The sequence below is a fragment of the Aeromonas sp. 2MA4 genome, assembly GCF_029237305.1.
GTDB lineage: Bacteria > Pseudomonadota > Gammaproteobacteria > Enterobacterales > Aeromonadaceae > Aeromonas > Aeromonas salmonicida.
On record NZ_JAACFY010000013.1, the window covers coordinates 115,547 to 138,768 of the forward strand.

Here is a 23,222-nt window from a genome sequence, read left to right on the forward strand (position 1 = left end):
TTACCTTGTTGCAACATCCGGCTGTGCTGGCACAGTGAAAATCCATGGAAGGAGGCGGACGTGACGTTACAAGCACACGGTCATTTCAAGATGCAGCGGCAGGGACAGGTGCTGATCTGTCAGCCGAGTGGTCCCTTCAATCTGATGGGGGCCATGGCCTATGAGTCAGCCTTCAGCCAGCAGTTCGCCCAGTTGCGTGATGCGCCCTGGGGAATTGTCGAGGTAGCAACCGAATTTGAGGCAGCAGGGCCAGAGGTGTTGGTCCGTTTTCGTCGCCAGTTCGGCTGGTGCGCCGCCAACGGCTGCGCCTTTCTGGCTGTGGTACTGGCGGGGAGCTTCAAGCAATACCTGGCGGATCAGATATTCCACGACCTGCCATTTCAGGAGGTTCGCTACTTCGGGCAGACCGAGGAGGCGCTTCAGTGGCTTAAGCAGCAGCTGGCCGCGAAACAGGCCTAGGTCAGTACCTTCGTATCGTGACTAGCTCAGGTTGATAAACCATTTATCCCGCTCGTCGACGCAGTCGGGCTCGCCCATCTCGAATTCGCGGCAGATAAGCGGGCGAACTTCGTAGAAGCGGCACATCGTTGAGAGTGCGGTCCAGCGCCGCTTGCTATCCCTTGGTCAACTCAGATTGATAAACCATTTATCCCGTTCGTCGACGCAGTCGGGCTCGCCCATCTCGAATTCGCGGCAGATAAGCGGGCGAACTTCGTAGATACGGCACATCATGGTATTGCGATCGAGCGCCGCACACCAACCATCTTCCAGCCGGTGCATCACGGGCACCTGTCCTTCTATCTCGTCCACGTAGCGATCCGGTACGCCGGTATCGGTAAACAGCATGACTTCGAGGCGGCAGCAGCAGGCTTCGCAGTTCTGGCAGCTGACTTCGGCTTGGGGTTCTCTGTTCATCTGTGTTGTCCATGCCATGGGAATGGCACATGTGCGATAAAAAACAGGCGCCTGCAAAGGCGCCCGAGTCGTGGTCAAGATTGAGCCCGGCAGATGAGCTGCCAGGCTGCGTCGTTAACCCAGTTTGCGGGCGCGGTAGGTACGGCCCTTGATCTTGCCTTCCTGCAACCGCTTGAGGGCGGCGCTCCCTACGCTGCGCTTTACCGCCACGTAGGAGTACTGTTCGGAGATCTGGATCTTGCCTACATCGGCACCGGCAATGCCGCCTTCACCGGTCAGGGCGCCCAGAATGTCACCGGCGCGCACCTTGGTCTTGCGGCCTGCATCGATGGAAAGGGTCACCATCTGCGGCGCAATCGGCTTGATCTCGCGACCAATCTCGGCCAGATCGCCCTGCGGCATGGGGGCCTGCTGGTACTCTTCGATGAGGTTGACGCGCTGGGCCTCGTTCGGCTGGTAGAGGCTCAGAGCCAGACCCTGCTGGCCGGCACGACCGGTACGACCGATGCGGTGCACGTGCACTTCCGGATCATAGGTCAGTTCGTAGTTGATGACGGCGCCCAGCTCCTTGATGTCGAGCCCACGGGCGGCCACGTCGGTGGCCACCAGAATGGTGGCGCTGCCGTTGGCAAAGCGCACCAGCACCTGATCCCGCTCCCGCTGTTCCAGATCGCCGTTCAGTGCCAGCGCCGAGAAGCCCTTGGCGGCCAGATGATCGGCCACGTCGTTGCAGGCCCGCTTGGTGTTGCAGAACACCACGCAGGAGGCCGGTTGATAGTGGCTCAGCAGCCAGGTGAGAGCGTCGAGGCGCTGACCGGCCGGGACTTCATACAGCTTCTGTTCGATGGCGCTCCCCTCGTGCAGGGACTCCACGCTGACCTCGACCGGATTGCGCTGCACACCGCGGCTCATCTGGGCGATCCCCTCCGGATAGGTGGCGGAGAAGAGCAGGGTCTGGCGCTGCTCGGGTGCATAGCTGATGACCCGGTTGATCTCTTCGCCAAAACCCATGTCCAGCATGCGATCCGCTTCATCCAGCACCAGCGTTTTGAGGCCGGAGAGTTCGAGAGTGCCCTGCTCCAGGTGTTTGAGAATGCGACCCGGGGTGCCGACGGCGATGTGGGCACCAAAGCTCAGGGTGGCAGACTGGGGGGCTGTCTGGGTACCGCCGCACAGGGTGACCAGCTTGACGTTGGGCAGGGCGCGGGCCAGACGACGTATCTCCTGGGCTACCTGATCCGCCAGCTCGCGGGTCGGACAGAGTACCAGCGCCTGCACTTCGAGGCGGTTGACGTTGAGCTTGGCGAGCAGGCCGAGGGCGAAGGCCGCTGTCTTGCCGCTGCCGGTTTTTGCCTTGGCGATCAGGTCTTTGCCGTCGAGCACCAGGGGCAGGCTCTGGGCCTGGATCGGGGTCATCTGCAGATAACCCAGGCTGGTGAGGTTCTCTTGCAGGGCGGGGGAGAGATTGAGGCTGCTAAATTCGGTGTTGTTCACAAAAGGACTCTATTTCGGAGAATACGGGGTGCGCACAGCGCTAAGGGCGCGCATTGTACCAGAATGCGGCACCGGATGTGGCGGATTTTTGAACGCTGGTTTGACGCTGTTCATCCCATCGGCTGCCAGCCTGACCACCAGCCGGCCGCCAGCAGGGTGAGAGTGCAAAAGCCGGTTTCGATGGCTCCACCGCTCTTGAGGGGCCAGCCTGGCAGCCGGTAGCGGCGTTTGATGGGCCAGAACAGCGGAATACCCGCCGGCGTGAGCCAGTCCCCCAGCAGGTGGCTGAGGTAGCCGATAATGAGCGCATCCTTGATCCCGGCGGGCAGCAGGTCGGGCGCCAGGCTCTGATCCAGTCCCCACACGGCCGCGGCGACCGCCAGCAGGCTGTGAGTGAAGCCGCGATGACCAAACAGTCGTGAGAGCGGTTTCGAGATCCAGGGCAGCCGCTGCCCCAGCACGGACTTGGGGTGGTCGAGATCCGGCAGCAGGGCGCTGGCCAGCGCCGCCGGTATGGTCTGCCACAGGCTGGCATCCGACAGGGCTGGCGTGAGCTGGAGTTTGTGGGCGAGCAGGGTGCAGGTAACGGAAAACAGCAGATGCCCTTGGGCGGTCATGGTGATTACGGCGTGGAGAAATGGCGGCGCATCTTACCAGTGTCGCGGGCCATTGCAGCAAAAAACCGGGGCCGGTGGGCCGGCCCGGTCATTAACTGCGCGGATCTTCCACTCTGGCATCGGCGGGCACCCGTTTTTTCCCTACCACCATGGCACGCAGCAGATCGCTGCGGGTGAGGAGGTCGGTCAGGATCACCACGGCGGCGTGCACGGCTATGATGGCCAGCAGGGTATTGACGACGACCTCATGGGCCTCTTCGATCCACTCTTCCCCCCAGAATGCATCCCAGGTGGTGAGCCAGCCGGTGGCTATGGTGCCGACCAGTGACAGCAACAGCACCCAGATCATCAGGGCCCCGAGCGGGTTGTGACCCAGATAGTAGGGGTGACGACCCCGGGCCAGCTGGCGCAGGTAGTCACGGACGCGGGTAGGGGTCGGCCACCATTGGCCGAAACGGGCGTAGTAAGAGCCCACCAGACCCCACAGCAGCCGGATCAGCAGCAGGGCAGCCAACCCATAGCCGACATACCTGTGGTTCCTGCTGCCCTCTTCCAGTACGAAGAAGTTGAGCAGGCAGAGGATCACGGTCGCCCAGTGAAACCCTCTGATGAGGGGATCCCAGACCTTCACTTCAGACGAGGTTGTCATGGCAAGACTCCATCAAAGAGGCCGGCGACGGACCGGCCCATGGTTGCGCTACTGGTCTATCTCTTCTTTCACTTTCTTCAGGTCAGTCGGGTCGAAGTAGATCTCGACCTTGCGCTTGTCCTTGTCCCAACCGTAGATCTCGTAGCAGTGGGTCTTGGTCACCTTGAACTTCTTGATGTCGTAGCCCATGGCCTTGATCTGCTGCCGGGCCTCGGCTTCGCTCAGCCATTGCGTCTTGTCGGTCTGGGTACACTGGGGGCCGGCCAGTACAGTGGCGCTAAACAGGGGGAGCAGTAACAACAGTGGTGTCAGTTTCATTGCGGGTTCCTTGCGGGTGGGGGATGAACAGCCGCAAGGTTAGGGCGTCAGACTTAAGGAAAAATTAAGCAAAAGGGGATAGGCATGAATATCCCCGGCCGCAAGCCGGGGAGGCTGGATCAGCTCAGCTTGCCCTTGAGCAGCCACTTGTCGAGGGCGTTGGCGAAGCGCTGCTTGTCGGCCGCGTTGAAGGGGGCCGGGCCGCCTGTCTGCACCCCGGCCGAGCGCAGCTCTTCCATGAAATTACGCATGCCGAGACGGGCCTGTATGGTCTCGCGGGTGTAGATCTCGCCACGGGGATTGAGCGCCTCGCCACCGGCATCTATCACCCAGGAAGCAAGGGGAATGTCGCCGGTGATCACCAGATCCCCCGGTATGACTTGCTGGGCAATGACATGATCTGCCACATCGAATCCCTTCTCTACCTGCTGGGTTTTGATGTAGGGGGAGGGCGGAACCCGCAGTCCCTGATTGGCCACTAGCGTGGTGACGACCTGGGCGCGGTGGGCGGCGCGGTAAAGGATCTCCTTGACCGGGAGGGGGCAGGCATCGGCATCAACCCAGATGGGCATGGCATGGTTTCCTGTGTCTGAAACGAGGGTCGCATCTTAGCACGGCTGGTGAGGAGCGGCTGCCCCGGGGCTGAGTCAGGCCGGGCTTTAGTGTAAGCTGGCCCGATGAGACTGAATGAAAAGGACGAGCAGATGGATCGGGTACCCAGCGATGTGATTTATGCCCTGACCCTGGATGGCAAGGGTGGCATGCAGCCACTGGCGGCGGGGAGCGAGATCCCGGGGAAAAGCCCTGGCTGGCTGCATCTGGATTACGGCAATCCGGAGGCGGCCCGCTGGCTGCTGCAAACCCCCTTGCTCAATGATGCGGCCAAGGAATCCCTGCTCGGCCAGAGCAACAGGCCCAAGCTGGTGCGGATGGGAGAGACTGTGCTGCTGATCCTGCGAGGCATCAATCACAACAAGGATCACAGGCCGGAAGAGATGGTGGCGCTGCGTATCTTCATCACACCAGATCTCATCATCAGCAGCCGTCGTCGTCCGCTGCTCTCCGAGCAGGACGTGTTCAACCAGCTGACGCAGGGCGGTGGTGCCGATACCCCGGCCGACTGGCTGGTGGAGGTGTGTGATGCCCTGACCGACAGGGCGGGGGAGTTTGTGGAAGAGCTGCATGATCAGATCCTGGAGCTGGAGGAGCATGTGCTGGCCCGCGACCTGCCCGCCAACGGCCGACTGGCGCGGATCCGCAAGCAACTCATCATGATCCGCCGCTACCTCTCCCCCCAGCGGGATCTGGTGGCGCGTCTGGCCAACGAGAAGATCAGCTGGCTGGACGAAGATGACCGCCGCCGCCTGCTCGACATCGCTGACCGTCTGCGCCGCTGGCTCGATGATCTCGATGCCGGCGTGGCCCGCACCGGTGTGCTGGCGGACGAGATCAACAACCTGATGGCGGAGGCGACCAACCGCCGCGCCTACCAGATGTCGGTGATGGCGCTGCTGTTCTTGCCCGCCAGTTTCCTGACCGGTCTGTTTGGCATCAACCTGGGCGGTATTCCTGGGGCCGAGAGCCCGACCGCATTCTGGGTCTTCTGCGGATCCTTGGTGGCGCTGGCCACCGGGCTGGCGGTCTGGCTCAAACACAGACGCTGGTGGTAAGGAACAATCATGACAACCTGGCAATCTTTTGGCGTGACCCTGCTGCTGTTGCTGGGCCACACCCTGATCCGCAGCCTCATTCACAAGAGCCTGCTGGCGCTGGCCCATACCCGACAAGTGAGTGAAAACCGGGTGCTCTATGTGGAGCACGTGTTCCACTTTTTGCTTGGCTGCGCCACCCTGCTGATCCTGGCCGGGGTATGGGGGCTCGATTTTTCACGGCTGGTGGTGCTCGCCTCCTCCTTCTTCGCCGTGCTCGGGGTGGCCATGGTGGCCCAGTGGTCGATCCTCTCCAACATCACCGCCAGCATCACCATCTTCTTCGCCTTTCCCTACAAGATTGGCGACCGGATCCGCATCCTCGACAAGGATGATTCCGTCACCGGCGTCATCACCGAGATCGGTCTTTTCTATGTGCGGGTGCGGGATGACAACGGCGATCTGGTCACCTATCCCGCCAACCTGATCCTGCAAAAGCCGGTCAGGCGACGGGAGGGCAAGGTGGCAGACCCCCTGCAGCCAGAATGAAAAAGGCTCCACGAGGAGCCTTTTTTGATCATGTGTCTCTATCAGCGTTCGAAGAAGCGATAGAGATGCTCGACCTGGATGGGGCAGTCTGCCACCAGATGAATGTGCTGGCGGGCCTCTTCGACCGAGCCGAACGAAAGGGGGCAACCCAGGGTGTCAGTCATCTCGTACAAGCGGCCATCTTGCCCTCTGAACTCCACGATCCAGCCCGGCAGTATGGCATCTTGCAGTATCTCGGCTTCCTTGAAGGCTTGCTGCTGATAGAGCTGGCGAAGTTCATTGACTGTCATGACGTCCTCCTGTGACTCATAGCGCCTCTTCAAGTCTAGTGGCTGAATCTGCCTGATTCATCTGGCCGTGTTCAGACACTCCCAGGCCCAGCGCATGCGGATGAAGGTCTCTGCATCGCCACCCCGATCCGGATGATGTTGCAGGGCAAGCTCCCGCCAGCGTCGGCGAACTGTCTCCTGGCTGGCATCGGCGGTCAGTTCGAACAGGGCCAGCGCCTCCGCCCTGTGTCCCGCTCCGTCATAAGCGCGCCAGAAGCGGTTGAGCAGAGCCTCCACCTCTTCCCGGTCGGTCTGCCAGAACACCTGCCAGTCGAGGTAGTAGTTGCGCAGAGACTGGCCGAGGGCCAACCTCTGGCGAGTATCTGTTGCCCCGGCAAGGGGCTCTAGCCGGATATCCAGGGAGCTGATCACCAGCCACCACCCAGCGTCATAGAGCTCAGCCTGCAACTGGTAGAGGGCATTCATGATCAGAAAGTTGACCCGAAACAGCTGCAGCTGTTCATCCCCGGCCAGGGTGGGAATGGCCCCTTGCTGGCGCAGGGCGGCCAGCAGTTCGTGCACCTTGTAGCTGGCCGCTGCCTCTTGTAGCAGTGTCAGCAGGGGGGCGAGCAGCGGGTTGTGACAGTGCTGTGTCTCACTCATGAGCTGGCCGTCTCCTTCGGCGGTTGCAGGGCTATCAGCAACTCTCCTGACAGAGGCGTGACCAGACCTGTGACGATGCGGGGCTGCGCCCTGGCATCCAGTACGAACAGCGGTATGGCACCGGGGTTGGCTTCCTGATATTGCGCCCAGTCGAAGGTGTCGCTCAGGCGAGTCGCCTTGATCTGGCCGCCCCGGCTCAGCAGGCCGCTCAAGCGGGCGTAGTTGATATCGGGCCCGAACAGGTTTTGGCGGGCGCGGAAGGTGGCACTCTCCCGGTTCGCCTTGCCGTGCTGTTCGCTGGAGCGCAGGGAGTAGACCTTCTCTTCACCGTAGAGGTGGGCGAAGTGCAGCACGCCGAGGGCGTTGTTGTGACGGTTGGGGGAGAGCGCCAGCACTGTACTGATGCTGGTGAGCGGCAGATGCAGCTCGGCATGCTCCGATTGGGGGTTGCCGAAATAGCAGGGCAGGTTGCTCATGCGTGCCTGCTTGTAAAATTCCCAAGCAGGATCAGAAAGATAGACAGGGACTCCCTGATCCGCCAGCGCCTTGCCTATGGCCCTGGCCACAGAGTTGGCACCTATGATGAGCCAGGTGTTGGGGGCGCTCTGACGCATCCCGAGCAGGCCCGCCAGCGGCGCCGAGGTCAGGCTCTGCAACACCACAGTGGAGATGATCACCGCAAACACCAGGGGTACCAGCTTGTCCGCATCGGGAATATCGGCCTGATGCAGGCTGATGGCGAAGGAGGCACTGACCGCCGCCGCCACTATGCCCCGCGGCGCTATCCAGCTCAGCAGGGCGCGGGCCTGCCAGGAGAGATCCGAGCCCCAGGTCGAGACCAGGATGCAGAGTGGGCGTGCCACGAACTGCACCACGCACAGCAGTGCCAGCACCATGGGGCCGAGCTGCCAGAGCTGGGCCAGATCGAGGCGGGCCGCCAGCAGGATAAACAGGGAGGAAATGAGGATGACAGCGAGATCTTCCTTGAAGGCCAGCACCTCTTCCAGATCCAGCCCATCCTGATTGGCAAGCCAGATGCCGAATACGGTCACCGCCAGCAGGCCGGATTCGTGACTGAGCCAGTTGGAGAGGCTGAAGGTGACCAGCACCAGCGCCAGTACCCCGAACTTGTGCAGGCTGACCGGCAGCCAGTCCTTGCGGATCAGCAGTGTGGTAAGCCAGCCGGCGGCCACCCCGATGAAGGAGCCGACCCCCACCGTTTTTGCCAGTGCCAGCAGGGTGTGACTGAGCAGATCGCCCTGACTGCCGAGGCGTACCGCCTCGAACACCAGCACGGCGAACAAGGCACCGATGGGATCTATGACTATCCCTTCCCAGCGCAGTATGCGATCCACCTCCCGGGTAGGACGGATCACGTTGAGCATGGGGGCAACCACAGTGGGGCCGGTTACCACCAGCACGGCGCCGAGCAGCATGGCGACCCGCCAGTCCAGTCCCAGCAGGAAGTAACTGGCGCTGCCGATGACGGCGAAGCTGACCAGCATGCCGGTGGAGCAGAGGTTGCGCACCACCTTGCCGATCCCCTTGAGTTCCGTCAGATGCAGGGTCAGGGCACCCTCGAACAAGATGATGGCCACCGACAGAGAGACCAGCGGGAACAGCAGGTCCCCGAGCAGGGCATCGGGGTCGAGCAGGCCGCTGACCGGTCCCAGGGTCAGGCCGGTGAGCAGCAGAAACAAAATGGCGGGCACTCGCAGTGACCAGGCGAGCCATTGGGCCAGCACTGAGACCAGGGCGATCCCGGCCAGGGAAAGAGCAGTCATGCAGACCTCGATTCAGGTAATGAGCTTGGAGGAAGTGTAGCGGGGAAGATGGCTAGATTGACACCCGCAGAGGTTGGGAGCAAGTGCCGCGGGGAGCTGCGCGACAGTCGGCGTCATGGTGGGCCGGACAGGGCGTGGCCGCAGAGGTGTGGGGGGGCGCTACGCCGCCATTATCCGTCGAATTAGATGGGGCTCTCTTTGTGAAGGTCGGTGACACAGTCGGCCACCGCCAGCACCAGGGCCGAGCGCACCACCTGATCGAGCCGGTTGAGCTGCATCTGGTAGAAGGGCCAGTCCTCCTCGTTGGCAGGGGGATCCTGCGGCATCATGCTGCCCTGGTTCAGGCAATGCAGCCTGTCCAGCAGATCGCGAATGGGCTTGTCGCTGAAGCGGTAATCCTTGGGATCGCGCACCAGAAAATCGCGGATCTTCAGGTAGGCTTCGAGATCCTGATAGCGCTCCAGAGAGATGAGGCCGAGGGCAAAGATAAGTTTGAGGCGCACCTCCAGCTGGCCGAGGGGGCCGCTCTGGTTGAGCAGGGGTTCGATGGCGTATTTGACGGCATACTCCTCCTGGCGAAAGGCTCGCCGCATCAGGGAGTCGACCGCCTCTTCCAGGATGGTCACGACTTCGAGAAAGAAGCCGCGGGGGCCATCCTGCTCGTTCAGTCGCTCCAGTACTTCATCTTCCTGGTGTGTGGTCATAGGTGCATTGGGTCCAGCTGACTGGGAGAGAGAGTGCCTCTCTCCCGGTTTTTATCATATGAGGCGAATTCCCATGCCATTCAACCGGTTGAGGCGGCTGTCTGGCGGTGAGTGCGCCCCATCAGGGTTACTTCAAGCTGTCGTAACGGGTGACGATGGCACTGACTATGTCGCTGTCGGCGGCAAGGCCGGTCACCCGGGCCAGGGCCTGGGCCGGCCCAAGTTCCGTCAGCAGGGCCTGCAGTTCCATCGCCTGGGGATCATCGGCGTTGTGATAGTGCAGCGCCGCTGCGATTCCCTCTTGCAGATGGTCGCTGGGCAGGCCGTACTCCAGGGTGCCGAGCAGCGGCTTGACCAGCCGATCCCCTGCCGCCAGTTTGCGCAGCGGCTGACGGCCGACCCGGTCAATTTCGTCCACCAGATAGGGGTTGGCGAAGCGGGCCAGGATCTTCTCTATGTAGGCGGCGTGCAGACGCGGATCGAAGCCGTAGCGTTTCACCAGCACGGCTCCGCTCTCCTCCATGGCGCGGCGCACCTTGCTGCGGATCACCGGATCCTCGATCGCCTCACGAATGGTGTGGTAGCCCCGCAACTTGCCGAGGTAAGCGGTGACGATATGGCCCGTGTTGAGGGTGAACAGCTTGCGCTCGACGAAGGCCATCAGGTTGTCGGTGGGCTCCATGCCCGCCACCTGGGGCAGTTCGCCCTTGAACTGGGTCTGGTCGACGATCCACTCGCTGAAGCTCTCCACCGTCACTTCCAGCGGATCGTCGTTGGCCGCGGCAGGCGGCACTATGCGATCCACCGCCGAGTCGACGAAGCCGACGCAGGATTCGAGCGTGGCATGATACGCGACCGGCAGGTACTTGAGTACCTCCTGCTTGAGGTGGCTGGTGCCGCGCACCATGTTCTCGCAGGCGATGACGTTGAGCGGGCTCAGGTTGCCGGCATCGAAACGGGCCTGCAGCCCCTTGGCCAGGGTGCTGGCAATCTTGTCCAGAATGTTGGGGCCGACCGCCGTGGTGACCAGATCGGCGGTGATGATACGGGCGATTACCTCGTGTCCGGCGGAGCTGACCGCCGCTACGTTGCGTACCACGTCCAGCTTTTGATCCGCTCCCACCACGTGCACCTTGTACTCCTGACGGTGGTTGAGCTGATCGATCAGGGTCTCGTTGACGTCGGCGAAGGTGACCTGATGGCTGGCGTCGGCCAGCAATTTCCCGATGAAGCCACGACCGATGTTACCGGCACCAAAATGCAATGTTTTCATGATATTAACCTCTACAACCAAAGACGATGAAGGATGATTACGCAGCCTGTTCGGCACCCAGCAGATCCAGAAATTCCTGGGGGTCCGTGGTGCTGGCCAGCCGGTCGATGAGACCGGGTTCATCCAGTGCATTGGTCAGGCGGGTTATTACCTGCATGTGTTCGTCGTTGCGGGCGGCGATGCCGATCACCAGTCGTGCCACCTCGTCCGCCGCCTCGCCAAAGGCGACGCCGGCCGGATACTGGCAGATGACGATGCCGGTGCGCTTCACAAACTCCTTAGCGGCTATGGTGCCGTGGGGCACGGCGATGGACTCGCCGAGGTAGGTGGAGACCAGTTGCTCGCGCTCCAGCATGGCGTTGACGTAATCCGGTGCCACATAGCCCCGTTCCGCCAGCAGTCTGCCAGCGGTCAGGATGGCGGCCTCCTTGTTGTCGGCCTTGAGTCCCAGATGCACGTCGTGACGGCTCAGGGTGAACACTTCAGCCGCTTGAAGTTCGTAGTTGTCATCGTTGGCCGCGACCAGCAGTTGCGGGTTGGCCACGTCATCGTTGGCCGCCAGTGTCAGGTTCTGCACCAGCTCCTGATAGAGGCCGTTGTCGAGGAAGTTGGTCAGCGAGATATGGTGAGCGTTCGGCGCATGACGACGGGCCCGTTCGGTCAGATCCTTGTGGGTGATGACCCAATCCACCTGATCGTCGAGTTGATCGATGGCGCGGTTGGTGACGCTGATGTCGAGCCCGGCGGCCTGTACCCGCTTGCGCAGCATGCCGGCACCCATGGCGCTGGATCCCATGCCCGCATCGCAGGCGACCACGATATTGCGCACCGCCATCAGTTCGCCGCCCGGCTTCTTGGCCGCCGCGGTTTCGGGTTTGCCGCCCTTCATGGCTTTCATCTTGCGGGTGGCTTCACCCAGGGCGTCGGCCTCGTCGGCTTCCGGCTGCTGGGCGCGAACGAACACGGCGGCGACCAGGAAGGAGACCAGGGTCGAGCTGATGATGGAGAGGGCAACCCCGATCAGGGAGGCTTTCGGCGTCATCAAGAGCACGGCGAAGATGGAACCCGGTGAGGCTGGGGAGACCAGACCGGCGTTGAACAGAGTCAGGGTGAAGACCCCTGTCATGCCACCGGCGATCACCGCCAGAATGAGGCGCGGGTTCATCAGCACATACGGGAAGTAGATCTCGTGGATGCCGCCGAAGAAGTGAATGATGGAGGCGCCAGCCGCGGACTGCTTGGCGGCACCACGGCCGAATACCATATAGGCCAGCAGCACGCCCATGCCCGGGCCCGGGTTCGCTTCTATCAGGAAGAAGATGGAGCGGCCCTGTTCGGTCGCCTGCTGGATCCCCAGCGGCGAGAAGATGCCGTGGTTGATGGCGTTGTTGAGGAACAGGATCTTGGCTGGTTCAACGAAGATGGAGGTGAGCGGCAGCATGTGGTTTTCCACCAGGAAGCCGACGCCACCCGCCAGTACGCCGGAGAGCACCTTGACGAAGGGACCGATCACGAAGAAGGCGAGGATAGCCAGCAACATGCCGATGAGACCGGCGGAGAAGTTGTTGACCAGCATCTCGAAGCCGCTCTTGACGCGCCCTTCCATCACTTTGTCGAAGCGCTTGATGGCCCAGCCACCCAGCGGACCGACCATCATGGCACCCATGAACATGGGGATGTCGGTACCGACGATCACGCCCATGGTGGTGATGGCACCGACCACGCCGCCCCGCTCACCGCCCATCAGCTTGCCGCCTGTATAGCCAATCAGCAGCGGCAGCAGATAGGTGATCATGGGGCCGACCAGCTTGGCCAAGGTTTCGCTTGGCAGCCAGCCGGTGGGAATGAAGAGAGCGGTAATAAAGCCCCAGGCGATGAAAGCGCCTATGTTGGGCATGACCATATTGGACAGGAAGCGTCCAAAATTCTGTATCTTGACTTTGGTATCCGGTGATAACATGTCGGGACCCCGTTTTAAGCCTGTTTGATTAAAAGTGGTAGTCGGGATGACGGGTTTTGCCGAACCCCCATCCCAGTCGTCTAAGCAACTTCAATCTACCAGCTTGTGATCAAATTAGGCTGAAAACGGGGTGTCTTGTGACGTACCTCTCAAATACCCAGCCATACCCCCTCCCTAAGTAGTGACCCTGATCACATTCAAGCTCTGTAGTTTGGCTACATTTCGATCTTTCTTGCCGCCACCACCTATTTAATGTGATTTGAGTCACCTTTTGTGGTTTGCGCAAACCCGTTGTCAATGTGATGGCTGTCACGAATACTTAATTTGTATTCAAACGGGTCAGTGTGTGAGATGCAAAATCCGAGAGGGATAACGATGGATAGGTAGTATTTTCTCATTAATCACCAATGAGTCAGTAGGTTTGTAACCCACTTTCAGTTTTTCATGATTGGCATTCAACCGCACAAGCGGCGCATTACTCCCTCCAGTGGTCCTCTGGCGAAGCGCAGGTTCCACAGATTGGCGAACAACAGGGCCGCCAGGGCGAAGAGGGTGGCGGCCAGTACCACTTCGGGCAGATCTTGCCCCTGCAGCCAGCCCAGCCCCTCCAGCACGCCCATGCCGAGCATGATATGGGCGATATAGAGTGTCAGGGTCTGCCGACCAACTGGCAGCCAGACTCGCCACCAGCGAGCAGTGGGCAGGGTGCGGCCGAGCCAGAGGCAGAGCGCGATCAGGGTGCTGGCCCCCCCCATGCCAAACAGCAGGTAGAGCGGTGCCGGAGGTATGGGTTGGGTCGCCAGCAGCGGCGCCAGCTCTGGGCTCGGCAAGAGGGTCGACAACCAGAGCGACAACCCCCTGGCCAGCACCATGGCACTCACCCCACCGGCCAGCAGCCATCTCTGTACGCTCGCGTTCTCGAGGGCCTGACGACTCAGCCAGAGGCCGTAGAGCAGAAAGCCCAGCCAGGGCACCACAGGGTGCCAGCCATTGAACAGCAGATTGCGGACGAAGCCGTTCAGGGTCCAGAACTCGGGGTAGCTGAAGCTGTGCCACTGCCAACCCTGATCGTAATTGAAGTGAAACAGCAGGATGACGAAGCCCGCTGCCAGCAGGGGGATCAGGGAGAGCAGCCAGAGGGAGGGTAACCGCAGGCAGCAAGCCCCCAGCAGGAAATAAACGGCGTAGTAGTGGATGATGTCGGCTGGAAACACCAGATAGTTGAGCAGTCCCAGGATCAGCAGAAACAGGGCCCGCTTGGCGGTGTGCTGCATGGCTGTCGGCCAGCTCAGCTTGCGGCTCGAGAGACCGAGACCTATGCCGGCCAGCACCACGAAGCTGGCGGCAGAACGACCCTCCAGCGCATCCAGCAGGGCTTTGAGCCAGTCAGGCCCGCCTGTCAGCACACCCATGGCGATGCGAAAGTTCACCAGCACCATGCCGAGCAGGGCCATGGCGCGGGCCAGATCCAGCCCTTCCAGTCTATTGGATGACGATGTCATGATCGGCTTGCCTCGCAGGAGATGAAACCATGGCTCAGTTGGCCGGCCCCAGCAGCAGGTCCAGCAGTTGTGGCAGTCGTTGCGCCGCTGAGGGCTGATCCGGATGGAGGACAAGTGCATCGCGCAGTGCCTGCCCTTCCAGCCCGTCCAGCAGCAGTTGGGCGGTGAGATCGGGGTCCAGTCTTGCCTCCAGAAATCCCTCCTGCTGTCCCCGCCGTACCGTATTGGCAAGGGCATCGCACAGCTGGCGCTGGTTGCTGGCGAAGGTGGCGGCCATCTCGGGGTGGCGGGTCAGCTCGGCCAGGATTTCGGTGCCGAGCAGTAGATTCTCCGGCGTCTGCGACCAGGCGAGATAGCCAGCGGCGAAGCGGGCCAGTGCCGCGCGGGCGGAGCCCTGATCCAGCTCATCCAGCAGGGGCTGCAACTCGGCGGCTTCCAGCGAGGCGATCAGCGCGATCAGCTCCTCTTTGCGGGCGAAGTGGTTATAGAGGTTGCCCAGACTCACCCCTGCGGCGGCGGCTATGTCGCGCATCCCTGTCTGGTGGAAGCCCCGCTCGATGAAGCAGCCGAGGGCTGCCTGGATGATCAGCTCCCGCCGCTGCTCCAGGCGGTTGTGATTGATGGACATGGTCGGCTTCCTCTCTGCTGGTCGACATTACGTGAGCGAACGTTCGTTCATTTTAGGTGTTCACCTTATCTCCGGTGTGAAAAAGAAGCAAGCCACAGTTAGCCAAGAGGAGGCATCTCCTTGGTCGGCATACTCCGGGGCAAACCATGCGTCCGCCGAGCGGTCAGTGAGGTTTCCGAATAACCCGGACCCAAAGCCGGTCAAGGCCAAGACAGGTAGAAGGTCATTGCACTCCTGGCCATCTTCTCGTCGGGCCAACCGCTCATCAGAGCGCTCGTCTGTAGGCTCAAGGGGGCTGAGGGCGGGGCATCGTCTTCCTGCCGGCCATGAACAAGGGGTATAAAAAAGCCCGCAGGGTTGCGGGCTTTTGCATCGAGCTGTAGAGGCTTGGCTTATTCCGCCTTGGGGGCTGCCTCGGCTGGTGTCTCAGTGCTGTCGGCTACCTTGTTCTCGGTTACGGCACTGTCGGCCACCGGGGCTTCCGGTGCCGGGCCTGGTACCAGCTCCACTGCCGGTTTGGCGATGAGGGAACGAGTCTCTTCCACCGCTTCACTCAGCTTGACCTCGATAACCTGACCCAGTTCATAGACCACTTCGGTCTTGTCCAGGTAGACGCGGCCATTGTCCCAGTTGCACTCCAGTCGATCCTTGTTGTCCAGGATGTGACGGGCGGGCATGAAGACAACGGCGCCGTTTTCGCGCAGGCGCAGCTTGAGACCGGCGCGCATCACGTCGATGATCTCGGCGTTGAACACCTGATCGGTGCCGGCGGCAGCCTTGAGGTAACGGACATAGAGCCAGTCGCCGATGTCGCGTTCCACCATGCGGTGCAGGCGACGACAGGCGGTCAGGTGCTCGGTCAGCTCCTGGCTAGGACGATCGCCCGGGGTCTTGCCGGCGATGACGGCTTTGAGCAGGCGATGGTTGACCATGTCGCCGTATTTGCGGATCGGGGAGGTCCAGGTCGCGTAGGCATCCAGCCCCAGGCCGTAGTGGGCACCCGGTTCGGAGGACATCAGCGCATAGCTCTGGAAGCGGCGGATCTTGCCATCCAGCCAGCGGGTGTCCAGGTTGTCTATCCAGCGGCGCAGGGCGCAGAAGCCGGTCAGGCTGGCGATCTCGTCGCGCTCGAACGGGGCCTCGGCGCTTTTCAGCAGGTCGATGGCGCCGTCGAGGGACTCTTCATCGAACCCTGTGTGGACGTTGAAGATGCCGTAGCCGACGCTCTTGCCCAGCACGCGACCGGCGCAGATGTTGGCCGCGATCATCGACTCTTCGATCATGCGGTTGGCGATGCGGCGCGGTTCCACGTGAATGGCCAGCACGGCGCCGTTCTCCCCCAGCTCGAAGTCGTAGTCGGGTCTGTCCGGGAACACCAGGGCGTGCTCGGTACGCCACTTGATCCGCGCCTCCGTCATGGCCTTCATCAGCGGCAGCTGGGCCATCACGCCGGCGTCGATCTCGAGAGGTTTACCCTGTTCGGCCCAGTCGGAGACCTCGTCATAGTTGAGACGGGCATGGGAGATGATGCGGGCGGCGAAGAATTCGGTCTCCTCCAGCAGCAGGCCATCTTCGGCGATCAGCAGGCGGGCGCAGAGCGTGTTGCGCTCCTCGCCCTCTTTCAGGGAGCAGAGCTCGTCCGAGAGGGTGCGCGGTATCATGGGCACGTTGCGACCCGGCATGTAGACGGTGAAGGCGCGCTGGGCGGCTTCCTTGTCCAGCTCGCTGCCTTCGGCCACATAGGCGGTCGGGTCGGCGATGGCGACCAGCAGCTCCCAGCCGTTGTCCAGTTTGCGGATGGCCAGGGCGTCATCCATGTCCTTGGTCTTGGCGCCGTCAATGGTGAAGAAGGGGGTCGCGGTCAGGTCGGTACGTGGCAGCTCCTCTTCCTCGATCACCTTCCACTCCGGCAGATCCGCCGGTTCTATCTGGGCCAGGTTGTGGCGAGCCAGCACCACCCACCAGGGCACATTGTGGTCTTCCTGATCGGCGATCTTTTCGATGATCTCGGCAGAGAAGTTGCCATCACTCAGGGCGTGGCGCTTGAGGATCGCAACCACCCAGTCCCCTTCCTTGAAGGACGTCTCATCCAGACCCTTCTTGGTGCGGGCCTTGATGGCATCCTTGATGAGGGGGTGGTCCGGCACCACGTTGAGGCGGTCACGGAACATTTTGACGCGACCGACGAAACGGGTCACTGCCTGCTCCAGCAGGGCATCCGGTTCGGCCACTTCCTTCTCTTTTTCGGTACGGATCAGGGCGCTCACCCGGTCACCGTGCATCACCTTTTTCATGTAGGGGGGCGGCACGAAATAGCTGGTCTTCTCATCGACTTCCAGAAAGCCGAAGCCCCGGTCCGAGGCGCGGATCACACCCTCTTTCTTGGGGATGTTTTCGCGGATTTGTTGCTTGAGCTGGGCCAGCAGCGGATTGTCTTGGAACATAAGTGAGGAACCTGAAGTGGAAAAACTGGGTGGAGACCTGATGAAGGATCGCCCAGCACTATACGTTTTTACCCCTCCAAAGCCAAGGTGAATGGCCCCGTCAGCCCCTGTGCAGTGCGTTGCGCCCCTGATCGATCAGGCGCTGGGAGATCTGTTTGTGCAACCCGCGCTCCAGTACCCAGCGGTGCCAGTAGAGGCGCTCGACCAGGTGATGCTGCGGGCTGAGATCGAGCAGGCTGCCCTGGGCCAGCTGCTGGCGGATCTGCAGTTCGGGGATGAGGCAATAGGCGAGCCCCTGCTCGGCCATGGCGACGAAGGCTTCCGACGAGCGCACCGTGTGGCAGGGATAGCCGCCGGGTTCCAGCCCGAAGTGGCGCGCCATGAAGCTCACATGCATGTCGTCGCGCTGATCGAAGGCCACCGCCGGTGCCTTTGCCAGTGCCGCCGGGGTGAGCCCGGCGGGAAAGTGACGGGCGACGAAGGCGGGGCTGGCGGTGAGCAGGTAGCGCATCTCGCCGAGCTCGTCCACGCAGCAGCCCGCCAGTGGCTGGCCGTGCAGGCTGACGGCACCGAAGGCCTGACCCTCGCGCACCCGATCCAGGGTGCGGCATTCGTCATCCACCAGCAGGTTCAGCTCTATGGGGTGCTGCTCCAGCAGAGGTGCGAGGGCGGGCAGGAACCAGGTTGCCAGGCTGTCGGCGTTGACTGCTATGCTGACCCGGATCGGGGCCTGTGGTTCGTCGGGCGCGATCTCGCCGGCCAGCTCCAGTTCCAGCTGGCGCACCTGGCGGTAGTGGGCTAGCAGCTTTTGGCCAAGGGGGGTCGCCTGCAGTGGCTGGCTGCGAATGAGCAGCGGCTCGGCAAACTGCTGTTCCAGCTGCTTGATGCGCTGTGAGATGGCGGACTGGGTGATGTGCAGGCGCTGGGCGGCGCGCTCGAAGTTCTGCTCCTGCATCACGGCATCCAGCGCCAGCAGCAGCTTGTAGTCCAACGCCTTCATCAGCATTCCTTATCAGAGAGAATATTGAGAAGAGATGCTACTGGAGTGACGGCAGGACGACAACGAAACTCTGACCGGATCGCCGAGAGGCACGGCTGGCGTGGTGTGCGGGGTGAAAGCGGGTTTGTCACTGCGAGATGTGACAGTGGTGGTCAAAAGGTATTCAGGAGATACTCTTTTGCGTCCGTTTTTGCATGGGGTGGAAACGGGCCATAGCGAGAACTTTTAATCCCGGGCCTTATCCCGGGATTTTTTTATGTGGCGTTTACTCGGTGACCAGTTCCCTGGCATCGGCATACTCGCCCTGCATGGGGTGGCCGACGGCACGGGCGAAACGTTCATCCAGATGAAAGCGGATTCCGACCCCGCGCACGGCGCCCAGATCCACGGCCTGACGGTGACCTAGTCGCTCTATGGGCAGGCCGAGACGGCGGAAGATACGCTCCACCGGCAGGCTGACCACGGCGACCAGTTCCCGGATCCCCTTCGCCCTGGCGAAGGCATAAACCTCGCGGAAGATGACGCAGGTCAGCTCGCTCACCCCGTTGCCCATGCGCGGCGCCCGGTTGGCGTCGATGGCGAGGCGAGTCAGTTCCCACACATCGCTGCTGCGTGGTGCCATCTCCCCGGCGAGAGCGGTGGGGAATATGCTGGGCAGCATGTAATCCTGGGCGCAGCTGAGCAGACGGATGCAGCCGCACAGGCCTTCTTCGTCCTCGATCAGCACCCAATGGGTGTCCGGGGTGTCGAAGCTGTCCTGCTCCAGACCACGGTGAGACTCCACATCCCAGCCGAGACGATCGGAGAAGACGCGATTACGGAAGCGATAAAGCTCGTTTTCTACCTCCCATCTGGGGTGTTCTTTTAATTTTCCTTTGAAAACAAGCATTCAGATGTCTCCATTTCAGTGTTCGGCGCTATAATCGAGGCCCTGGCCAGGGGGGCTAGCATATGAAACAAGACCAACTGCTTGAGTACCTCGAACATTTCACTTCGGTAACAGACGGGGATCGTTTGGCCGAGTTGATCGGTCGATTCACGCTCGGTATGGGCTATGACTACTACCGGTTCGCACTGATCATTCCCATGTCGATGCAAAGGCCCAAGGTGGTGCTGTTCAATCAGTGCCCTGACTCCTGGGTGCAGGCCTATACGGCCAACCATATGCTGGCCTGTGATCCCATCATCCAGCTGGCCCGCAAGCAGACCTTGCCCATTTATTGGAACCGACTGGATGAACGGGCGCGTTTTCTGCAAGAGGGCAGTCTGGATGTGATGGGGTTGGCGGCGGAGTTCGGGCTGCGAAACGGTATTTCGTTTCCGCTGCACGGTGCGGCGGGGGAAAACGGCATACTGTCGTTCATCACTGCCGAGCGGGCGTCAAGCGATCTGCTGCTGGAGTCCTCGCCCATCCTCTCCTGGATGTCCAACTACATCTTCGAGGCGGCGATCCGGATTGTGCGGGTCAGTCTGCGGGAAGATGACCCTCAGGAGGCCCTGACTGACCGTGAGACCGAATGCCTGTTCTGGGCCAGCGAAGGGAAAACGTCGGGTGAAATTGCCTGCATCCTGGGGATCACGGAACGTACCGTGAACTACCACCTCAATCAGGTCACCCGTAAAACGGGGTCGATGAATCGCTACCAGGCCATCGCCAAGGGGGTGAGCAGTGGCATTTTGCTGCCCAATCTGGAGCAGGTCGTTGTCACCAACTTCCCCAAGCTGATGCAATAAAACCCAATGATTCTCGGGGCAGAGCGACAGGCTCACAATTGTCAGATCATGCAATTGACAGTTGGTGCTGGATGGAATTCATCCCTGCCCTCAGGATCCCGCTTTATTAGAGAAATGAATCACTCAGCAGATTAATGAATTTCTCTGAACACCCCACCGCCCTTTATAGTGCCGTCCACTCACTCTTCTGGACGGTTTATCCATGTTCGCGACCACTCTGCAAGGCTTCACCCTTGGCCTTGCCATGATTATTCCCATTGGTGCCCAGAACGCTTTCGTGCTGAGCCGGGGCATACATCGCAATCACCATCTGCTGGCTGCGACGCTCTGCTGTCTGTGTGATCTCATCCTGATCGGGATTGGGGTATTCGGCGGGGCCAACCTGCTGGCAGCCAGTCCCATCGGGCTGGCACTGCTGACCTGGGGTGGTGTGCTGTTTCTTTGCTGGTTCGGCATGCGCTCCCTGCGCAGTGCCTGGCAAGGGCAGGGGGCTGCGCTGGTGGATTCACCCCGGTTGATGGGGGTCAAGAGCGTGCTGGCCATGACGCTCGGGGTGACCCTGCTCAATCCTCACGTCTATCTGGATACCCTGATGCTGCTCGGCTCCTTTGGCAGCCAGTTTGCCGAACCGTTGCGCCCGGCCTTTGCGGCAGGGGCCATGCTGGCTTCCCTGGTCTGGTTCTACAGTCTGGCCTTTGGTGCGGCCGCGCTCTCGCCCTGGCTTGCACGGGGCCGGGTGCAGCAAGCTATTGATACTATTGTTGGTTTAATCATGTTGGGACTGGCATTACAACTGGCGAGCGGGGCCTTGCTGGCCTCATAAGGCTATTTTTGTGCCACACCTCATAAAAATTAATCCTGGCTTCATGCCATGACATATTCGTCTGTTAAATTCCCGTCGCTGGTAAAGCGACACTCATAATAAAAGGGAAAAACAGTGAATAAAACCATGAAGCTGGGTGCTATTGCAGCCATAGTGCTGTTGTCTGCCTGTAGCAATGAAAACGACAGCAAGACGCAACCGGGCGCTGTGGCCCTGCGTCTGATCCAGACCTCCGATATCCACTCCAACGTGCTGGGATACGATTACTACCAGAACAAGGAAGATCGCAAGTTTGGCCTCTCCCGTACCGCCTTGCTGATCCGTGCGGCGCGCTCGGAAAACCCCAACAACCTGCTGCTCGACAACGGTGACCTGCTCCAGGGCACGCCGCTGGCGGATTACATCTTCGAGCAATCGGGCGCCGGTTACCTCGACAAGCAGGCCCACCCCGTGTTCAAGGCCATGAACGAGCTGGGTTATGACGCCGGAAACCTGGGCAACCACGAATTCAACTACGGGCTGGATTACCTCACCAAGACACTGCAGGGTGCCAAGTTCCCCTATGTGAACGCCAACGTGTTCGAGGCGGGCGCCTTCAAGCGCGATGCAAAGGGGCAAATAGACTGGAGTGGCAACAAGTTCACCCCTTACCTGCTGCTGGAGCGCAAGGTGAAGGATGACAAGGGGCAGGAGCAGACCGTCAAGGTGGGCATATTGGGGCTGACCCCACCGCAGGTGCTGCAGTGGGACAAGCGTCATCTGGAAGGCAAGGTGGTGGTGGCCGACATGGTCGAGACCGCCAACCACTATGTGCCCGAGTTGCGTGCCAAGGGCGCCGACATAGTGGTCGTGGTTGCCCACACCGGCATCAACGCCAGCAGCTACGAAGCCATGATGGAGAACTCCGCCTGGCACCTGGCCAAGGTAAAAGGGGTGGATGCCCTTATGCTGGGGCATGCCCACAAGAACTTCCCCGGTGATTTCCCGGATCTGCCGGAGGTGGACAACCAGGCCGGCACCCTGAGCGGCGTGCCGACCGTGATGCCAGGCTATTGGGGCAACCATCTGGGCATCATAGACCTCACCCTGGAGCAGGTTGAGGGCAAGTGGCAGGTGAAGCAAAGCCAGGCCAGCCTGCGCAAGATCGATTCCAGCGAAGGCAGCGCCGTGGATCAGCGGGTCGTCGATCTGGTGCAGGCGGATCACGATGCCACCAACCAGTGGCTTGATGAACCGCTCGGCAAGATCACCTCCTCCATCCACAGCTTCTTCGCTCTGGTACAGGACGACCCTTCGGTGCAACTGGTGAGCGATGCCCAGCGCCGCTATGCCGAACAGCTGCAACAAGACGGTCTGCTCAGGGAGTCCTACCCCATTTTGTCGGTAGCGGCCCCCTTCCGTGGCGGTCGCAACGGCATCAATGACTTCACCTATGTGGCCCAGGGCGACATCTCCCTGCGCAACGTCTCCGACCTCTATATCTATCCGAACACCTTGCAGGTGGTCGAAGTGAACGGGGCTACCGTCAAGGAGTGGCTGGAGATGAGCGCCGGCCAGTTCAACCAGATCGATACCGGCAAGACAGAGGTGCAGTGGCTGGTGAACGAGAAGTTCCCCACCTACAACTTCGATGTGATCGATGGCGTGAACTATGAAGTGGATATCACCCAGCCGGCCCGGTACAACAAGGAAGGGGACAAGGTCAGCAACGGCCAGCGCATCAGTGCGCTCACCTTCAACGGCCAGCCCATTGACCCGGTCCAGAAGTTCTACGTGGTGACCAACAACTACCGCGCCAGCGGTGGCGGTCACTTCCCGGGCATAGACGGCAGCAACATAGTGCATGAAGATCCCTCCGAGACGCGGGAGATCATTGCCCAGTACCTGAAGGCCCAGTCTGCCGACAACCCGGGTGGTTTCAGCCCGGCGGCCAACAACAACTGGCACATGAAGGCCCTGCCCGCCAACGTGGACGTGCGGCTCTACTCTTCTCCCCGCGAGGAGGCCAAACAACTGGCTGGCGCGGATCTGGAGTACAAGTCCACCCTGCCGATGGACGATGCCAAGCATCCGGGCTACGCCATCTTCCGCCTGATCCGTCAGTAACCCTGGCTGGAAAACATGTCTAGTCCTGAAATAGGTTTACACATTTTCAACTAGCATTTCTCTACTCAGAACCCCCTATGTACCGCATCGGGGGTTCTGTATTTCAACGCATGATGCGGCCGCTCCGCGTTGTAAATATCC

The 23,222-nt window shown here is 61.0% G+C and carries 23 protein-coding genes and 1 pseudogene; 6 read left to right on the plus strand and 18 right to left on the minus strand.

The window, feature by feature from the left end:
* Positions 1 to 60: 60 nt before the first annotated feature.
* Positions 61 to 459 carry a hypothetical protein gene (locus tag GWQ31_RS14300; protein ID WP_275908296.1) on the plus strand — a complete coding sequence of 133 codons (399 nt, stop codon included), beginning with the start codon at positions 61 to 63 and terminating at the stop codon, positions 457 to 459.
* A 21-nt stretch (positions 460 to 480) separates the two neighbouring features.
* Here the strand turns inward: GWQ31_RS14300 and GWQ31_RS21735 are convergent.
* The 7 genes and pseudogenes from GWQ31_RS21735 to GWQ31_RS14330 form a co-directional block, all read right to left on the minus strand.
* Positions 481 to 591: pseudogene (locus GWQ31_RS21735) on the minus strand (YkgJ family cysteine cluster protein); the annotation flags it as partial.
* Between the two features lie 33 nt (positions 592 to 624).
* Positions 625 to 915 (minus strand): YkgJ family cysteine cluster protein, encoded by a 291-nt coding sequence (locus GWQ31_RS14305; protein ID WP_005315990.1) that lies wholly within the window; start codon positions 913 to 915, stop codon positions 625 to 627.
* A 114-nt stretch (positions 916 to 1,029) separates the two neighbouring features.
* Positions 1,030 to 2,409, minus strand: a complete 1,380-nt coding sequence (dbpA, locus tag GWQ31_RS14310; protein ID WP_021140116.1) for an ATP-dependent RNA helicase DbpA — start codon at positions 2,407 to 2,409, stop codon at positions 1,030 to 1,032.
* A 110-nt stretch (positions 2,410 to 2,519) separates the two neighbouring features.
* A complete protein-coding gene (locus GWQ31_RS14315; protein WP_021140117.1) occupies positions 2,520 to 3,026 on the minus strand; it encodes a metal-dependent hydrolase in 507 nt (168 codons plus the stop codon).
* A gap of 91 nt (positions 3,027 to 3,117) precedes the next feature.
* Complete coding sequence (locus GWQ31_RS14320; RefSeq protein ID WP_275909650.1) at positions 3,118 to 3,675, minus strand: cytochrome b/b6 domain-containing protein; 558 nt, start codon at positions 3,673 to 3,675, stop codon at positions 3,118 to 3,120.
* 48 nt (positions 3,676 to 3,723) lie between these two features.
* Complete coding sequence (locus GWQ31_RS14325; protein ID WP_275909651.1) at positions 3,724 to 3,993, minus strand: PepSY domain-containing protein; 270 nt, start codon at positions 3,991 to 3,993, stop codon at positions 3,724 to 3,726.
* A 119-nt stretch (positions 3,994 to 4,112) separates the two neighbouring features.
* Entirely contained in the window at positions 4,113 to 4,565 is a 453-nt protein-coding gene (locus GWQ31_RS14330; RefSeq protein WP_005315979.1) for a YaiI/YqxD family protein, read from the minus strand.
* 105 nt (positions 4,566 to 4,670) lie between these two features.
* On the opposite strand from GWQ31_RS14330, the gene zntB reads away from it, so the two are divergent.
* A complete protein-coding gene (zntB, locus tag GWQ31_RS14335) occupies positions 4,671 to 5,663 on the plus strand; it encodes a zinc transporter ZntB (protein WP_005315978.1) in 993 nt (330 codons plus the stop codon).
* Between the two features lie 9 nt (positions 5,664 to 5,672).
* Positions 5,673 to 6,191: a mechanosensitive ion channel domain-containing protein gene (locus GWQ31_RS14340; protein ID WP_275909652.1), complete on the plus strand. Its 519-nt coding sequence runs from the start codon at positions 5,673 to 5,675 to the stop codon at positions 6,189 to 6,191.
* A 41-nt stretch (positions 6,192 to 6,232) separates the two neighbouring features.
* Here the strand turns inward: GWQ31_RS14340 and GWQ31_RS14345 are convergent, their stop codons facing one another.
* From GWQ31_RS14345 to GWQ31_RS14395, 11 genes are all read right to left on the minus strand, one after another.
* A complete protein-coding gene (locus GWQ31_RS14345; RefSeq protein ID WP_159165282.1) occupies positions 6,233 to 6,481 on the minus strand; it encodes a hypothetical protein in 249 nt (82 codons plus the stop codon).
* A 57-nt stretch (positions 6,482 to 6,538) separates the two neighbouring features.
* Positions 6,539 to 7,123, minus strand: coding sequence for a DNA-J related domain-containing protein (locus GWQ31_RS14350; RefSeq protein ID WP_265420682.1), 585 nt, complete (start codon positions 7,121 to 7,123; stop codon positions 6,539 to 6,541).
* Positions 7,120 to 8,907, minus strand: a complete 1,788-nt coding sequence (locus GWQ31_RS14355; RefSeq protein ID WP_275908299.1) for a sodium:proton antiporter — start codon at positions 8,905 to 8,907, stop codon at positions 7,120 to 7,122. The genes GWQ31_RS14350 and GWQ31_RS14355 overlap by 4 nt, the downstream gene beginning before the upstream one ends.
* Positions 8,908 to 9,089: 182 nt before the next feature.
* Positions 9,090 to 9,611, minus strand: a complete 522-nt coding sequence (locus GWQ31_RS14360; RefSeq protein ID WP_005315973.1) for an MltR family transcriptional regulator — start codon at positions 9,609 to 9,611, stop codon at positions 9,090 to 9,092.
* Between the two features lie 127 nt (positions 9,612 to 9,738).
* Positions 9,739 to 10,884, minus strand: a complete 1,146-nt coding sequence (locus GWQ31_RS14365) for a mannitol-1-phosphate 5-dehydrogenase (protein ID WP_275909653.1) — start codon at positions 10,882 to 10,884, stop codon at positions 9,739 to 9,741.
* Positions 10,885 to 10,921: 37 nt separating this feature from the next.
* Positions 10,922 to 12,844 (minus strand): PTS mannitol transporter subunit IICBA, encoded by a 1,923-nt coding sequence (locus GWQ31_RS14370; protein WP_059111577.1) that lies wholly within the window; start codon positions 12,842 to 12,844, stop codon positions 10,922 to 10,924.
* A 455-nt stretch (positions 12,845 to 13,299) separates the two neighbouring features.
* Entirely contained in the window at positions 13,300 to 14,346 is a 1,047-nt protein-coding gene (locus tag GWQ31_RS14375) for a heparan-alpha-glucosaminide N-acetyltransferase domain-containing protein (protein ID WP_275909654.1), read from the minus strand.
* A 34-nt stretch (positions 14,347 to 14,380) separates the two neighbouring features.
* Complete coding sequence (locus tag GWQ31_RS14380; protein WP_265462001.1) at positions 14,381 to 14,974, minus strand: TetR/AcrR family transcriptional regulator; 594 nt, start codon at positions 14,972 to 14,974, stop codon at positions 14,381 to 14,383.
* 392 nt (positions 14,975 to 15,366) lie between these two features.
* Entirely contained in the window at positions 15,367 to 17,418 is a 2,052-nt protein-coding gene (locus GWQ31_RS14385) for an exoribonuclease II (RefSeq protein ID WP_265462000.1), read from the minus strand.
* A 100-nt stretch (positions 17,419 to 17,518) separates the two neighbouring features.
* Positions 17,519 to 18,418: a LysR family transcriptional regulator ArgP gene (locus GWQ31_RS14390; RefSeq protein ID WP_265420677.1), complete on the minus strand. Its 900-nt coding sequence runs from the start codon at positions 18,416 to 18,418 to the stop codon at positions 17,519 to 17,521.
* 265 nt (positions 18,419 to 18,683) lie between these two features.
* Entirely contained in the window at positions 18,684 to 19,307 is a 624-nt protein-coding gene (locus GWQ31_RS14395; RefSeq protein ID WP_058394881.1) for an acyl-homoserine-lactone synthase, read from the minus strand.
* 62 nt (positions 19,308 to 19,369) lie between these two features.
* Between GWQ31_RS14395 and GWQ31_RS14400 the strand changes: the two genes are divergently transcribed.
* The 3 genes from GWQ31_RS14400 to GWQ31_RS14410 all read left to right on the plus strand — a co-directional run bounded on the left by GWQ31_RS14400 (position 19,370) and on the right by GWQ31_RS14410 (position 23,081).
* Positions 19,370 to 20,152, plus strand: coding sequence for a LuxR family transcriptional regulator (locus tag GWQ31_RS14400; RefSeq protein WP_005315931.1), 783 nt, complete (start codon positions 19,370 to 19,372; stop codon positions 20,150 to 20,152).
* A 202-nt stretch (positions 20,153 to 20,354) separates the two neighbouring features.
* Positions 20,355 to 20,975, plus strand: coding sequence for an L-lysine exporter (lysE, locus tag GWQ31_RS14405; RefSeq protein WP_265461999.1), 621 nt, complete (start codon positions 20,355 to 20,357; stop codon positions 20,973 to 20,975).
* 126 nt (positions 20,976 to 21,101) lie between these two features.
* Entirely contained in the window at positions 21,102 to 23,081 is a 1,980-nt protein-coding gene (locus GWQ31_RS14410) for a bifunctional 2',3'-cyclic-nucleotide 2'-phosphodiesterase/3'-nucleotidase (RefSeq protein WP_275909657.1), read from the plus strand.
* Positions 23,082 to 23,222 lie beyond the last annotated feature (141 nt).